The organism is Hymenobacter glacieicola (genome assembly GCF_014640315.1).
Lineage (GTDB): Bacteria > Bacteroidota > Bacteroidia > Cytophagales > Hymenobacteraceae > Hymenobacter > Hymenobacter glacieicola.
Map to the genome: position 1 here is coordinate 243,974 of NZ_BMGS01000005.1, position 13,292 is coordinate 257,265.

A 13,292-nucleotide genomic window follows, 5' to 3' on the forward strand; every position below is an offset into this window, starting at 1 on the left:
CCGCATGCAAAAACTGTTCATTCCCGTACTAGCGCTGGCGGCGCTGGCTTCGTGCCGCTCTAGTCAGTCTGGTGCCCCGGTGGGTGGCGCTGCCTCTTCGGCCGCCGCCAAAGGGGCCGTCACTTCATCTTCCGCACCTGTGCAGTACCCGCAAACCAAGAAAGTAGACCACGTCGATGACTACTTCGGCACCTCAGTAGCTGATCCGTACCGCTGGCTGGAAGACCTCGACTCGCCGGAAACCAAAGCCTGGGTCGAGGCCCAGAACAAGGTCACGTTCGGCTACCTGGGGCAGATTCCGTTCCGCGACAAAATCCGGGACCGGCTCACCAAAATCTGGAATTACGAGCGGTTTGGCGTGCCCGAGGAAGAAGGCGGGCAGCTCTACTTCAGCAAAAACGACGGCCTCCAAAACCAGGCAGTGCTTTACGTGCAGCAAAACGGTCAGGAAGGACAGCCCGACGTGCTGCTCGACCCCAACAAGTTCTCCGAGGACGGCACTACCGCCCTGGCCGGCACCTACTTCTCCACCGACCACCGTTACCTGGCCTACGCTACCTCCGGCGGTGGCTCCGACTGGCAGCAACTGAAGGTGCTGGACCTGAAAACCCGCCAGCCCCTGCCCGATGAGCTGCAGTGGGTGAAGGTGTCGGGAGCAGCCTGGTACAAGGATGGCTTCTTCTATAGCCGCTACGACGCCCCGAAAAAGGGCGAAAACCAACTTTCCGGCAAAAACGAGTTTCATAAAGTGTACTACCACCAGCTCGGCAAGCCCCAGAGCGCCGATAAGCTGGTGTACGAAAATCCTAAGATGCCCCTGGGCTTCCGCACCGTGGGCACTACCGAGGACGAGCGGTTCCTGGTGCTCTACCTCACCGATGGCAAAGCCGACGGCAACCGCCTTTCCGTCCGCGACCTGACCGACCCCAAGCAGGCCACCACTTTCACGCCCCTGATCAGCAGCTACGAGTACAACAACTCGGTGGTGGGCAACGTGGGCGGGCAACTGCTGGTGTACACCAACTACAAGGCCCCGCGCTACCGCGTGGTGCTCATTGACCCCAAAAAGCCCCAGGAAGCCAACTGGAAAGAGGTGCTGCCCGAAACCGAGAACAAGCTCGAAGGCGTGGACCAGGTAGGCGGCTACCTGGTGGCTTCTTACCTCAAGGATGCCAGCTCCCTCGTGAAAGTGTACACGGAAAAGGGCGAGTTTAAGCACGACGTGGCCCTGCCGGCCATTGGCACGGCGGCGGGCTTTGGCGGGCGCCGCACCTCCAAAACGGTGTACTACGCCTTTACCTCGTTTACCTACCCCACCACCATTTACCAGTACGACCTGGCCACGAACACCAGCACGGTGTTCCGCGCGCCTACCGTAGATGTAAAGCCCGCGGACTACGTGACCACCCAGGTGTTCTACAAGAGCAAGGACGGTACCAAGGTGCCCATGTTCATCACCCACAAAAAGGGCGTGAAGCTGGACGGCCAGAACCCGACCTACCTCTATGCCTACGGGGGCTTTAACATCTCGCTCACGCCGAGTTTCAGCGTGGCCCGCATGCTGTGGCTGGAAAACGGTGGGGTGCTGGCCATTCCGAACCTGCGCGGTGGGGGCGAGTACGGCGAGGCCTGGCACCAGGCCGGCATGACGCCCAACAAGCAAAACGTGTTCGACGACTTTATTGCCGCCGCCGACTACCTGAAAGTGCAGGGTTACACCAGCACCGAAAAGCTGGCCATGGCTGGCGGCTCCAACGGTGGCCTGCTGGTGGGCGCTACCATGACCCAGCGCCCTGACCTCTGCGGCGTGGCCTTTCCGGCCGTGGGCGTGATGGACATGCTGCGCTACCAGAAATTCACCATCGGCTGGAACTGGGCCCCGGAGTACGGCACCTCCGACAACTACGCGCAGTTCCAGAACCTGTACCGGTTCTCGCCCCTGCACACTCTCAAGCCCGGCACCAGCTACCCCGCTACCCTCATCACCACCGCCGACCACGACGACCGGGTAGTGCCCGCCCACTCCTTTAAGTTTGCCGCCGCCCTGCAAGCTGCCAATGACGGCTCGCGCCCCCAACTTATCCGCGTGGATGTGAATGCGGGCCACGGGGCCGGCAAGAGCACCAAGCTGCAAATCGAGGAATGGGCCGACATCTGGGCGTTTGCCTACCAGAACATGGGCGTGAACCCGTATAAAAAATGAGTTGATGTGCTGATGCTAGATGGGTTGATACGCTAACCCGACTGCTATACCACTGCATCCGTAGGCCGCGTACCGAAGCATCTGTAATCAACACATCAACAATCAGCACATCAACCCGTATCTTCGCGGCCGCAACTCCCGTACTTGCCTCTGTTCTTTTGCTTTCAGATATGAAAAAAACGTTCCTGTTCGGTCTGCTGGCCGGTTCGCTGATGCTGTCCGCTACGTCCTGCAAAAACCCCGATATCAAGTCGGATGAAGATGTAGCCACCACGCCACTGCCTCCCATTCCGGCCGCTCCCGACACTACTGGTGGCAAGCCTGCGCCGGTAACCGATGCTACGCGCGAAATCAACGCCGTAAACGCTACCGAAGACATCAAGAAGATGCAGCCTACCATGTAGGCACGGCCGCTCCGGCTGTGCTACCCGTGCAACGCCCCTCCGCCACCCGCGGAAGGGCGTTGCCGTTTGCAGCTGCCCAATACGGTGGCCCGTACTACCTTGGCTGACAACTCTTTATTCTGGTTTTTCTCTACTTATTCCGATGTCGACACTCACGATCCGCCGCGGCCAGGAGGCCGATTTGCCCCAGGTGCTGGCCCTGATTCAGGAACTGGCCGAGTATGAGCGGGCCCCGCACGAAGTCACGAACACGCTGGCCGACATGCAGCGCGACGGCTTCGGCCCCGACCCTATTTTCAAGTTTTTCGTGGCCGAGCAGCTTGGCGGTACCATTATCGGCATTGCTCTGTACTACACGGCCTACTCTACCTGGAAAGGCCGCATGCTTTTCCTCGAAGACTTGGTCGTAACGGAAGCCCTGCGCGGCACCGGCATCGGCAAGCGCTTGTTTGACGCCGTGGTGGCCGAAGCGCGCCACACCGGCGCCCACCGCATGAAGTGGCAGGTACTGGAGTGGAATGAGCCTGCCATCGGCTTCTACAAGAAAATCGGCGCCAACCTCGACCCCGAATGGCACAACGGTAACCTTACCGCCGAGCAAATCCACGCCTACCCCGCGGAGGTGGTTGACTAAGTGGTGAGCTAGTGAGATGGTAGACTAGTGGGTTTTCGTTCTGCTGGCCCCAGCGAAGCGGCATGTCAGCAGGCTACATAATGAGTAAAAAAGTGAAGCCCCCGCAAGGCGACACCAGCCATTGAACAGCTGGTTGTCGCCCCGCGGGGGCTTTAACCGTTTAGGCGGCGGTTGTGCTAACTATATGCCGCCCCACTGAGGCTGGCGTTAGGCTAAGTGAGCATCAAACTCACTTTATCACCAGCACACTAGCGTACCATTTAGTCCACTACCTCCAGCATGGTGCGGAAGGAGGCGTAGCGACCACCGAAGTGTTTCTCGATTTCGTCGCGGAGGGCGGGAGCGGCTAGCTGCTGATACTCCTCGAGCTGCTCCAGACTTACGCAGTAGTACTGGGCGGCGTAGGTAATGCCGTTGTCTTCTTCATTAAGCAACCGGCAGAGCTGGCTTTTCAGAAAAAAGCCCGTTGCCATGACGTCAGGCATGTGCGTATCACGCATATAGGCCACCCACTGGTCGGCAATTTCCGGGTCGAGGCTGGTCGTAACGTTGTAAAGAATCATGAGAATCAGGACTTGATGAGGGGCCACAGAGCCACTGCTTCAGTAGCAGCAGAATAAGGGAACACAAAAATCGGCTAAAAAATCCAGGCCAGGCTATCAAACCCGCATGTGGTCGAAGTGAAAGTCCTGAATGCGGGCCTGAATGTCCTTGGCCGACAGCTTCTCGCGAATAGCTGCCTGCACCAAACCCGGCAGCTCATCGTCGCCGGCAAAGCGGAGCGACAACAACTGCTTTAACTGCAGTTGCTCTTCCAGCGGGCGCAGGCTCTGACCGGTAATTTCGAAGTAGCGCTGCCGCATTTCCAGCCGAATCAGGCGGTCTTGCAGGGTGAGGGCGTAGTGCTGGCGCAGCATCACTAAAACTCCAAACCCGACCACGGCCAGCAGCATCACCGTGAACCACAGCCGCGAAATTTCTGAATCGTCGCCAGCTACGGCCAGGTAGCGCCGTACGCTGTAGATCAGTAACACCAGGGCTGCCGGCAGCAACACGAAGTGATGCAACGGGTAGAACATGGGCTTGTTTTTGGTAGGCTGGGCAGCAGGCATAAGCAGGGAATTAAGGATATAAAAAGGACAGACTGGTAAAAAAGCCGAATAGGCAAAGAGCCAACGGGCAATGCAAGACGGGCAAAATAGGAAAACTATGTCCTGATGGGAAGCGGCACTGGGGAGTAAGAAAACAGGGGACAAGAAAAACTCCGACCGGAGCCGGAGTTTCTAAGTCGTAAACAGCTGCGTGGGCTACAGAGAAGCGGCTTTGCGGGCTTCGCGGGCTTTGCGTTTTTCGTCGCGGGCCGCCTGCTTGGCCGCCGATTCCTGACGGCGGGACTCCTTGGCGGCATCGCGCTGGCGCTTCAGCTCCAGCTTTTGCTCTTTGAGTTGCCGCTTCTGCTCGCGCATGGCGTTTTCCTGGTCCCGAACCTGGGATTTGGTTTGCTCCACGCTGTTGCGTGTGGCGGCGGCTTCCTGCTTGCGGGCATCGAGGGCGGCTTGGGCTTCAGTAGCGCGCTGCTGCTGCATCTGCAGCCGAATCTGAGTGGAGTCGGTGGTCGTTTGGGCCTGAGCCGCGTAGCCACCTACTAGGGTAGCAAGGGCCGTAAGGAGAAAAATCTTTTTCATGAGTGAGGGCAGGAACCGAATAAATTCCTGCCCCTAGTACGAAAATCTCCTGAATTCGGGTACCTACGAAAACCGCGCTGACCCAAAAAGACTAGCTCTCAACATAGTCCAGATCCTTGCCGAAGCTTTCGGGCAAGGTGCTCACGGCCCAGAAGGCGATGAGCAAGGACACGAGGCCCAGGATGGCGGCGCTGCCCACCAGCCCGGCCGGCCCGCGCAAGGCCTGAAACAGCGGCACCAGCACTACCACTGAGCCCCGGGCGAAATTGGGCGCCGTGGTAGCTACCGTGGCCCGCAGGTTGGTGCCGAACTGCTCGGCCGCCACCGTCACGAACAGCGCCCAGAAACCCACCGAAATTCCCAGCACAAAGCAGGCGGTATAAAACGCAGTGGGTGAGGCCCCTCGCAAGGCAAATAAGTACACCCCGACCAGGGCGCCGCAGAACACGAGAAACAGCTGCAAGGCCCGGTTCCGGCTGCGCAGCACCTGGCTGAGGGTGCCGCTGGCAAAGTCGCCGAATACGAGGCCGAAGTAGCACCAGAATACGGCCAGGCCCGCCGTTACGGGCCCGGTAATGCCCAAACCGGCGCCAAACTCGGGGGCCAGCGTAATTAGAATGCCCACCACAAACCAGAGCGGTACCCCAATGAGCAGGCACTTGACGTAGCGGGCCAGCCGGGCGCGGTTGGTGAACAAGGCCAGGAAGTTGCCGCGCTCCACCTCGCTTTTCTTGGCCTGCTCAAACAAGCCCGACTCGTACACGCCCACCCGCAACGCCAGCAACGCCAGGCCCAGGCCGCCGCCCACGAAATAGGCATTGCGCCAGCCCAGGGCCTCGCCAACCCAGTAGGCCAACATAGCCCCCGATACGCCTACCGTGGCCACAATCATGGTACCGTAGCCGCGCTTTTCCTTGGGCAGGGTTTCGGAAACCAGCGTGATGCCCGCGCCCAACTCCCCGGCCAGCCCAATGCCGGCAATCAGCCGCAGCCAGGCATACTGCTCAATGGTTTGCACGAAGCCGTTGGCCAGGTTGGCCAGGGAGTAAATAAGAATCGAGCCGAACAGCACCGACAGCCTACCCCGTTTGTCGCCCAGAATACCCCATAGAATACCGCCGAGCAGCATGCCGCCCATTTGCATGTTAATCAGGTAAAGGCCCTGGTTCGTAACCTCATCGGCGGCCGTGATGCCCAGGTCTTTCAAACTCTGCACCCGCACAATGCTGAACAGAATCAGGTCGTAGATGTCGACGAAGTAGCCCAGGGCGGCCACGACTACAATGGCGCTGAGCAGGCCGGTTGAACGGGTAGGAGGAAGGGGAGAAGAGGTAGCAGTCATGCAGTGGGAGTTGGGAACCGCAGATTACACAAATTTTGGCTACCTCCTATCGGCCTTGCCAAGCAGCAGCTAAAGCTGAAGCTGGCCGGAAAGCCAGCATTCCGGCGCAGCCTGAGCCGCTGGGCACTGCTACGCTACCTGCTGGTCGCAGCAGCCGTGGGCGCCCATCAGGGGCAAGTCGTCCTCGAGCTGCACGGTGCAGTGGCTGATGTTGAACTCGTGGAGCAAATCGTGTTGCAGCTCGCGCAGGAAGAGGTTGCCGTTCTGGCCGCCGGGGCGCACCAGATGGGCCGTAAGGGCCGTGTCTTGGGTGCTCAGGGGCCAGATGTGCAGGTCGTGGACGCTGCTGACTCCGGGGCGGGCCAGCAGCCAGCGGCGCACGGCGGCCACATCAATGTCGGCCGGGGCGGCTTGCAGGCCGAGCTGCACGGTTTCGCGCAGCAGGCCCCAGGAGCCCACGCCCACCACCGCCAGAATCAGGCAGCTGATAACCGGGTCGAGCCAAAGCCAACCGGTAAAATACACCAGTGCCCCGCCCACTACTACCCCCACCGACACGAGCATATCGGTGAGCATGTGCAGGTAGGCTCCGCGCACGTTCACGTCGCCCTGTTGCCCGCGCCGGAAAAGCCAGGCCGTGAAGCCGTTAATCAGAATACCCAGCCCGGCCAGCCCCATTACTACGGTTCCGTTCACTGGCGCAGGGTGACGGATATGGTCAATTATGTCCCAGAGGATAAAGCCCAGGGCCAGGTACAGCAGGGCCGCGTTTAGCAGCGCCGCCTGAATGGTAGCGCCCTTGTAGCCGTAGGTGTAGCGTTCCGTGGCCCGGCGCTTGGCCAGCAGGGTCGCCCCCCAAGCTAGGGCCAGGCTCAGCACATCCGACAGATTATGCCCCGCATCGGAGAGCAGAGCCGAGGAATTGGCCCACAAGCCCCCCGCCGCCTCACCGGCCACAAACAGCAAGTTCAGCCCAATGCCCCAGGCAAAAGCCGGCCCGAAGTTGCCGTCTGCGGGCGGGCCGTGGTGGTGGTGCGCGTGGTCGTGGCCGTGATGATGATGTGCCATAAGAGCTGGAAAAACAAGAGAAGCGGACCTTGCTGAACCTCAGCGGTGCCAGGGCCCGCGGCGGTAGCAGCTTGTTTCTACCGTGCTAAAAATAAGCTGCTACCGCCGCCGACTGGTAAAACAAGCCGGCGGCTTGCCCTAGTTCAGGGTAGGCTACTTAAAGCTCAGGGGCACCACCAGCTTCACGCTCACGGTGCGGCCCATGTTGAACACGCCCTGCCGGCCGGTGGCGTAATTGATGGCCGTATACTTCAGGCGGCTTAGGTGGTTTTGATAAGCTACATCGAAGAGGTTGTTGGCCGCCAGGTAAAGCGAGAAAAGCGTCCGGTCCTTGGCCGATACCACGTCCGTGCCCAGCCCAACATTTACCAGGGTGTAGGCGGGTGTAGGTGTTTCTGTGTCGAAGGCCGAGAAGATGCGGTTTTGGGCGAAGTTGTGTTCCACCGTGCCCCGGGCGTATAGGTTGTGCAGGCGCGAGCCACCAACCTTCCGGAAGTTCACCCGCAGCTCCGACTGGAGCCGGTCGGCGGGAATGAAGGGCAGGTTGCGCTGGCCGGCCGGTTGGTCGAGCTGCATGGCGCGCACCATCGAGAAGGAGTTTTCAAAGTGCAGCCAGTCGAGCGGATGGGGGTGCAAATCCACGCTCACTTCGCCGCCGGCCAGGCGCGCATCGCCCTGGCCGTAGCGGAACACCCGGTCGCCTTCCAGGGAAAGGGAGTCGGCGCCGCTGGGGGTTGTCAGGCTGCGCGGGAAAATGTAGTTGCTGATGCGGTTGCGAAACACATCGGCGGAAAAGCTGACGTGGTCAGAGGTAAAATTCAGGCCCCCGTCCAGCTGAAAGCTGGTTTCGGCCCGTAGGTCAGGCTCCCCAAGTTCGTAGCGCACGGTGCCTTCGTGCTTGCCGTTGGAGCCCAGCTCGGCAATGTTGGGAGCCCGGAACCCCCGGGCTACGTTGGCTTTCAGCAGCAGCTTGTCGCTGAGGCTGTAGGCGCCGCCCACGCTACCGCTCACGTTGCGGAAGGTGCTCCGGAAGGCTTCAAACTTCTGGTCGCCCTCACCGGCCGGCACGGGCTGCTCGTCGGCGTTCAGGTACAGCGCGTCGGCCGTAATGCGGCGAATGTCGTAGCGCAAACCGCCGCTCAGGTCCAGCTTGCCAAAGGTTTTCTTCGTGACCCCAAATATGCCTCCGTCCAGCAGACGGTAAGCCGGAATCAGGAACTCGACGCCCTTGTTCTGGTTTTGCTGCTGCATGCCGCTGGTGCCGAAGGTGGTGTTCCAGCCGTTCAGCTCGGGCAGAAACCAGCGCAGGGCATAGTCGACGGTGCGCAGCTGAAAAAACAGCGACTTCTCGTAGTAGTCGGCGGGGTTGCCGAACTCCCGGCGCCGGTTCTGCTGCCAGCCCACGTTGAGCGTGAGGCGGTGCTGGCCCAGGATAAAGTTGTTGTCGGTGCCCAGGCGCAGGTGGTTGATTTGCTGGCGCGGCACATCCAGGCCGTAGCCCGAGAAGCCGCGGCCCGTTACTACCTGCGTTTCGCCCAGGCTATTCGTGCGCAGAAACCTACCCGACAACGAGTCCCGCTCGCCCTCAATCAACCCCAAAATCTGGTTAAAGCTGTTGAAGGTCAGGTGGGAATAGCCCCAGCTTTTGTTTAGGCCCACGTAGCCGCTGCCGTTCAGCTCCCGGAAGCCGGAGTTGTATACCCGGCCATCGTAGCGGTTGCGGTAGTCGGCGGCTACCTTGCCCGAGCCGCGCACCTGCCAGTTAAAGCCGTTCAGGTTGCCCGCATTCCATAGGGAGTAGCCCTGTTGGTAGTTGTTGGTCTGGTAGTTAGCCGTTACCGAGCCCAGAATGCGGCCGTCGTCCACGGGGTCGGGGGGCAGGAAGTTGATGACGCCGGCCAGGCCATCGGAGCCATATAATAAGGAGCCCGGACCCTTGATGATTTCGGCCCTGTCAATGCTGAACTCGTCGATTTCTATGCCGTGTTCGTCGCCCCACTGCTGGCCTTCCTGCTTGGCTCCGTTGTTGAGCGTGATGACGCGGTTCGAGCTCAGCCCCCGAATAACGGGCTTGCTGATGGCGGCTCCGGTGGTAATCTGGTTGAGGCCGGGCGTGTGGGCAATGGCATCAATGGCGTTGGTGGAAGCCGTCTGGCGTAGGCGCGTCTGGTCTACCACGCTAGTTGGCACCGGCGAGCGGCGCATTTCCGTGCTGGCCGAAACGCCGGTTACTACCACCTGTCCAATTTCGGTTTCGGCGGGCGTCAGGGCTACCTCCAGAGGCTGGCCGGTACTCGTGTCCACGGTCCGGACAACGGCCGTGTAGCCCACAAAGCGCACCTGCATCAGAAAGCGCCCGCGCGGCAGGTTGGCAAACCGGAACGTGCCATCGGGGCTTGTGGCGGTGGCCTGGCGCAGATCCGGAAAAATCACGTTGGCACCGGGCAGCACCTCCCCGGTGGCAGCATCCGTAACGCGGCCGGTTAAGGGCGGGGCCGCCAAGCGAGCCGCCCGCACTGGCACTGGGCCGGTGGGCGCAGCAGGGGTAGGGGCAGAGGGAACAGTTTGGGCCAGGACACTCCCGGAAAGCAGTAGCACGCCGGCAGTTAGGGGGAGTCGGGACATAGAGGTGCAAATTACGGCAAGCCAATGAACGGAGCAGGTTAAGGAAAGGCTGCATTAGCCGCCCCAGAAAAGGAAGACGCCAACCAAAGGTCGGCGTCTTCCTGAAGTTTCTCCACAACCAAAACGGGAGAAGAAGGGTGGAGAAGCCGTTTGCAGCCAGCCCCTCCGAAATAGCAAAAGGAGAGATGAGCAAGCGCAGCGGCACACTAGGGAGCTGCTGCGCGCCCTTCTCTACTTAGTTTTAGCGCACGGTAATGGGAAAATCAACTTCCACGTCCGTGTCGCCGGGGGTAGCAGTGCCGTTTTTGGTGCCGGGCTGGTGGCGCAGCGTGATGCGCAACGTGCCCGCCGTGGCGGAGGCAGCGGCGGTTTGCAGGCGACTTTCCAGGCCTACTTCCAGGTTGTTTTTGTCCTTGTCAGTGCGGGTAATGGTTACGCTGGTGCCCGTAAGGGTATAAACGAGCAGGTGCTCGTCGGCCTCCTGCTTTACCTCCGCGGAAATATCCTCGGCGGGGTTCTTGGTTTCGTCGAGCAGTACAACTTTACCCGTGTAGGTGGTGTTGGGCGCCAGCGTGAGGCCGGTTATCGTCGGGGCCGCGCCCCCGTCGCCGTCCACGTCGCGGTATTGGGCCGTAATGGTGCTACCCCCACCCGCAGGCGTCAGCTCGTAGCGTACGGTGGTAATTTGCTCATTGTCTTCGTCGGGCGTGGGGTCCTCGTTGTCTTTGCTGCAGGCGGAAAACAGGGCAGCGGCAGTCAGCAGAGCAACTAAGGCGGGGCGGAAAGAAGGTTTGGACATGGTAAGAGGAAGATGGAAAGGTGAAAAGTGCGTGGGTGAAGGCGGGAGGCTTAAGGCCGGTGGGAGCTGAAGTTCAGGGGCACGCGTACCCGTAGCGTCACGTTGCGGCCCATCTCGTCGGCGAAGTAGCGGTAGCGGTTGAGGTAGTCGCGGTAGCGCTGGTTGAGCAGGTTGGAGCCCGCCAGACTCACCTCGAGCGGCAAGCGGCCCCAGTGCACGGTGGCGCCGGCTTCCAGCCCCAGCAGCAGGTAGCCGGCCGGGGGCAAGGCGTAATCCTTGGTAGCGTAATCGGTGGGCACTCGGGTTTGGCGAGCCACGGCGTAGGAGCCGAGTTGGGCGTACCGGCCCGTCAGGCGGCTGCCAACTCGCGCGGGCAAGGCATACCGCACCGAAAGCTCGGCGCGGTCGGCTGGCATGAAAAACAGCCACTCGTCCGCTGCTGTATCGCGCCCGCGCAGCACCGAGGCCTTGCCCGCCAGCTCCCACTGCGGCGCCAGCCGGTAGGTAGCGCCCAGGTCGAGGCCCCGGAGCAGGGCTGTAGTGCGCGTGTACTGCCAGCTAACCAAGGTGCCCCGAATGTTGATGACGGGCGGCAGAATAGGCCGTTGGTAGATGTAGTTGTCAATGGCGGTCTGATAAACAGTCAGCTCCCCATTCAGCCGCGGATTATCGTGCCAGCTAACGGTCAGGGCCGTGTGGTAAGCCGTTTCCGGGCCCAGGGCCGCGTTGCCGGGTACCAGGTCGTAGCCTAACTCATACTGGGCGTTGTGCACCCCGTCGCTGAACCGCTCGTTAGCAGCCGGGGCCCGTTGGGTTAGGTTGCCCGTGAGGCTAAGCGTAAGGTGCGGGGTTGCCTCGAAGATGGCCCCGAGGGAGGCGGCGGGCGTCAGGTAGGTAAACTCGCGCCGGTCCACGTAATAGCCGCCCAGGGTGTCGCGGGTGCCGCGGCGGGTGCGCAGGTGGCGGTAATCGGCGCGGAGGCCGGCCTCGAGCTGCCATTTCTGGTTTTGCCAGCGCTCCACCGCAAAGGCCCCGGCAATAGTATTGTTGTAAAACGGAATGAAGCCCCGGGTGCCATCGGCGTAGCGGTTGAACTGGTAGGTGCCTGCTACCCCCACGCTCCCCGTAAAGTGCCCAAGTGGCTTCTGCTCCCACACCAGCTCCCCGGTGCTGGTGCGGTTGGCGTAGCTCAGGGCCGGGCGGTTGCGGGCAGCCCGGTCGGCGTTGCGGGCACTAAACCGGTCGTACTCGTCGCGGTAGTCGGTTTGCTGACCCAGGGTAGCGGTCAGGCGGCCTACGGAGCCCGTGCGCACAAACCCGGTTGCCTTCAGCAGGTCGTGACTTACGCGCTGGTAGGCCCGGCTGATCGTGTAGCTAAAGTCGGAGGTTTCCAGGGGCCGGGCGCGGGCAATGGCGGCGTACAAATCCGTTGGGCTTTCGGCATGCGCGGCCGGCAGAATCCCCAACGTGGTGTTGAATTGGCTGTAAAATACTTCCAGGCCGTACGTGGGCTTGCGCCAGCCCAGGGCAGCCGAGAAGTCGTATTCCTCGAAACCCGAGTTCCGCAGGTAGTAGCCCGGGGCCCGCATGGTGCCGGCCCGTTTAGTTGTGCCCTGCACCCGCCAGCTCAGGGCCGGCAGCCGGCGCAGATTCCCATCGAGCGTGCCAGAAGCCGCTCCCAACCCGTTGTTGCTCATGCCTACCAGGTTCAGCTCGGCCCCGGTGCCAACGGAGTCGCGCAGGGGCTTGGGCTGCACCAGCACTACCCCGCCAATGGCATCGGAGCCGTACCGCACGCTGGCCGCGCCCTTCACCACCGTAAGCTGGGAGGCAATAAACGGGTCAATTTCCGGTCCGTGCTCCTGGCCCCACTGCTGTCCTTCCTGCCGCACCCCATTGTTCAGAATGGTCACCCGGTTGGAGTGCAGGCCGTGAATCATCGGCTTGAAAATGCTGGGTCCGGTTTGAATGGCCGTAACCCCGGTTATCTTCTGCAGGGCCTCGCCCAGGGCCTGGCCCCGGGTTTGCTGCAAGGCCTGTCCGCTAAGCGTGGCGGTGGCCTGGGGGGTAGGCGCGGCCACCTGCTGGCCCTCGACTACGGCGCCCTTAAGGGCAATAGCATCGGGGTGGAGCTGAACGTCGCGGAGCACCGACCCACCCACGCGCACTTCTACTGTCTCGGGGGCAAAGCCCACGAAGGATACCTGCACGTGGTACGTGCCGGGGCAAAGGTCGAGGTGGTAATGGCCGTCGGGTTCGGTTTGGGTGGCCTGCTGGGTTTCCAGCACCACAACCGTTGCCCCCGCCAGCGCGTCGTGGGACTCGTGGTCCTGAACGCGGCCGCTCAGCAGCAGGGCGCAACCCACCGGAACCGACGACTGGGCCAGCAGCAGCTGGGGTAGCGCACAAAATAGCGCTAGTCCTAGCCAAAGCCCAGTCATGCGGCTCCGGCGAAGGCCCGGAGCACGGAAAATCATACGTAAGAAGGGAGGGCTGCCGAAGAATACTAAACCAGCCGCTATAGCTTGGAAA

Annotated in this window: 11 protein-coding genes; 3 read left to right on the forward strand and 8 right to left on the reverse strand. The window is 61.4% G+C overall.

The genetic code is table 11. The features are described 5' to 3' along the window. Positions 1 to 4 precede the first annotated feature (4 nt). From IEW18_RS11030 to IEW18_RS11040, 3 genes are all read left to right on the forward strand, one after another. Entirely contained in the window at positions 5 to 2,203 is a 2,199-nt protein-coding gene (locus IEW18_RS11030; protein ID WP_188557904.1) for a prolyl oligopeptidase family serine peptidase, read from the forward strand. 170 nt (positions 2,204 to 2,373) lie between these two features. Then, complete coding sequence (locus tag IEW18_RS11035) at positions 2,374 to 2,607, forward strand: hypothetical protein (RefSeq protein ID WP_188557905.1); 234 nt, start codon at positions 2,374 to 2,376, stop codon at positions 2,605 to 2,607. Positions 2,608 to 2,749: 142 nt separating this feature from the next. Further along, positions 2,750 to 3,241, forward strand: a complete 492-nt coding sequence (locus IEW18_RS11040; protein ID WP_188557906.1) for a GNAT family N-acetyltransferase — start codon at positions 2,750 to 2,752, stop codon at positions 3,239 to 3,241. Between the two features lie 260 nt (positions 3,242 to 3,501). On the opposite strand, the gene IEW18_RS11045 is transcribed toward IEW18_RS11040, so the two are convergent. From IEW18_RS11045 to IEW18_RS11080, 8 genes are all read right to left on the reverse strand, one after another. Beyond that, positions 3,502 to 3,804 (reverse strand): DUF4286 family protein, encoded by a 303-nt coding sequence (locus tag IEW18_RS11045; RefSeq protein WP_188557907.1) that lies wholly within the window; start codon positions 3,802 to 3,804, stop codon positions 3,502 to 3,504. A gap of 96 nt (positions 3,805 to 3,900) precedes the next feature. Then, positions 3,901 to 4,353: a DUF6526 family protein gene (locus IEW18_RS11050; protein ID WP_188557908.1), complete on the reverse strand. Its 453-nt coding sequence runs from the start codon at positions 4,351 to 4,353 to the stop codon at positions 3,901 to 3,903. Positions 4,354 to 4,548: 195 nt separating this feature from the next. Continuing rightward, positions 4,549 to 4,926, reverse strand: a complete 378-nt coding sequence (locus IEW18_RS11055) for a hypothetical protein (RefSeq protein ID WP_188557909.1) — start codon at positions 4,924 to 4,926, stop codon at positions 4,549 to 4,551. A gap of 91 nt (positions 4,927 to 5,017) precedes the next feature. Further along, on the reverse strand, positions 5,018 to 6,268 hold the full coding sequence (locus IEW18_RS11060; RefSeq protein ID WP_188557910.1) for an MFS transporter: 1,251 nt from the start codon (positions 6,266 to 6,268) through the stop codon (positions 5,018 to 5,020). A gap of 129 nt (positions 6,269 to 6,397) precedes the next feature. Continuing rightward, positions 6,398 to 7,336: a cation diffusion facilitator family transporter gene (locus tag IEW18_RS11065; protein ID WP_188557911.1), complete on the reverse strand. Its 939-nt coding sequence runs from the start codon at positions 7,334 to 7,336 to the stop codon at positions 6,398 to 6,400. A 153-nt stretch (positions 7,337 to 7,489) separates the two neighbouring features. After that, complete coding sequence (locus IEW18_RS11070) at positions 7,490 to 9,961, reverse strand: TonB-dependent receptor (protein WP_188557912.1); 2,472 nt, start codon at positions 9,959 to 9,961, stop codon at positions 7,490 to 7,492. A gap of 241 nt (positions 9,962 to 10,202) precedes the next feature. Continuing rightward, the gene (locus tag IEW18_RS11075) at positions 10,203 to 10,760 is read right to left on the reverse strand and encodes a hypothetical protein (RefSeq protein ID WP_188557913.1); all 558 of its coding nucleotides are present in this window, start codon (positions 10,758 to 10,760) and stop codon (positions 10,203 to 10,205) included. A gap of 50 nt (positions 10,761 to 10,810) precedes the next feature. Beyond that, positions 10,811 to 13,237 carry a TonB-dependent receptor gene (locus IEW18_RS11080; protein WP_188557914.1) on the reverse strand — a complete coding sequence of 809 codons (2,427 nt, stop codon included), beginning with the start codon at positions 13,235 to 13,237 and terminating at the stop codon, positions 10,811 to 10,813. Positions 13,238 to 13,292 lie beyond the last annotated feature (55 nt).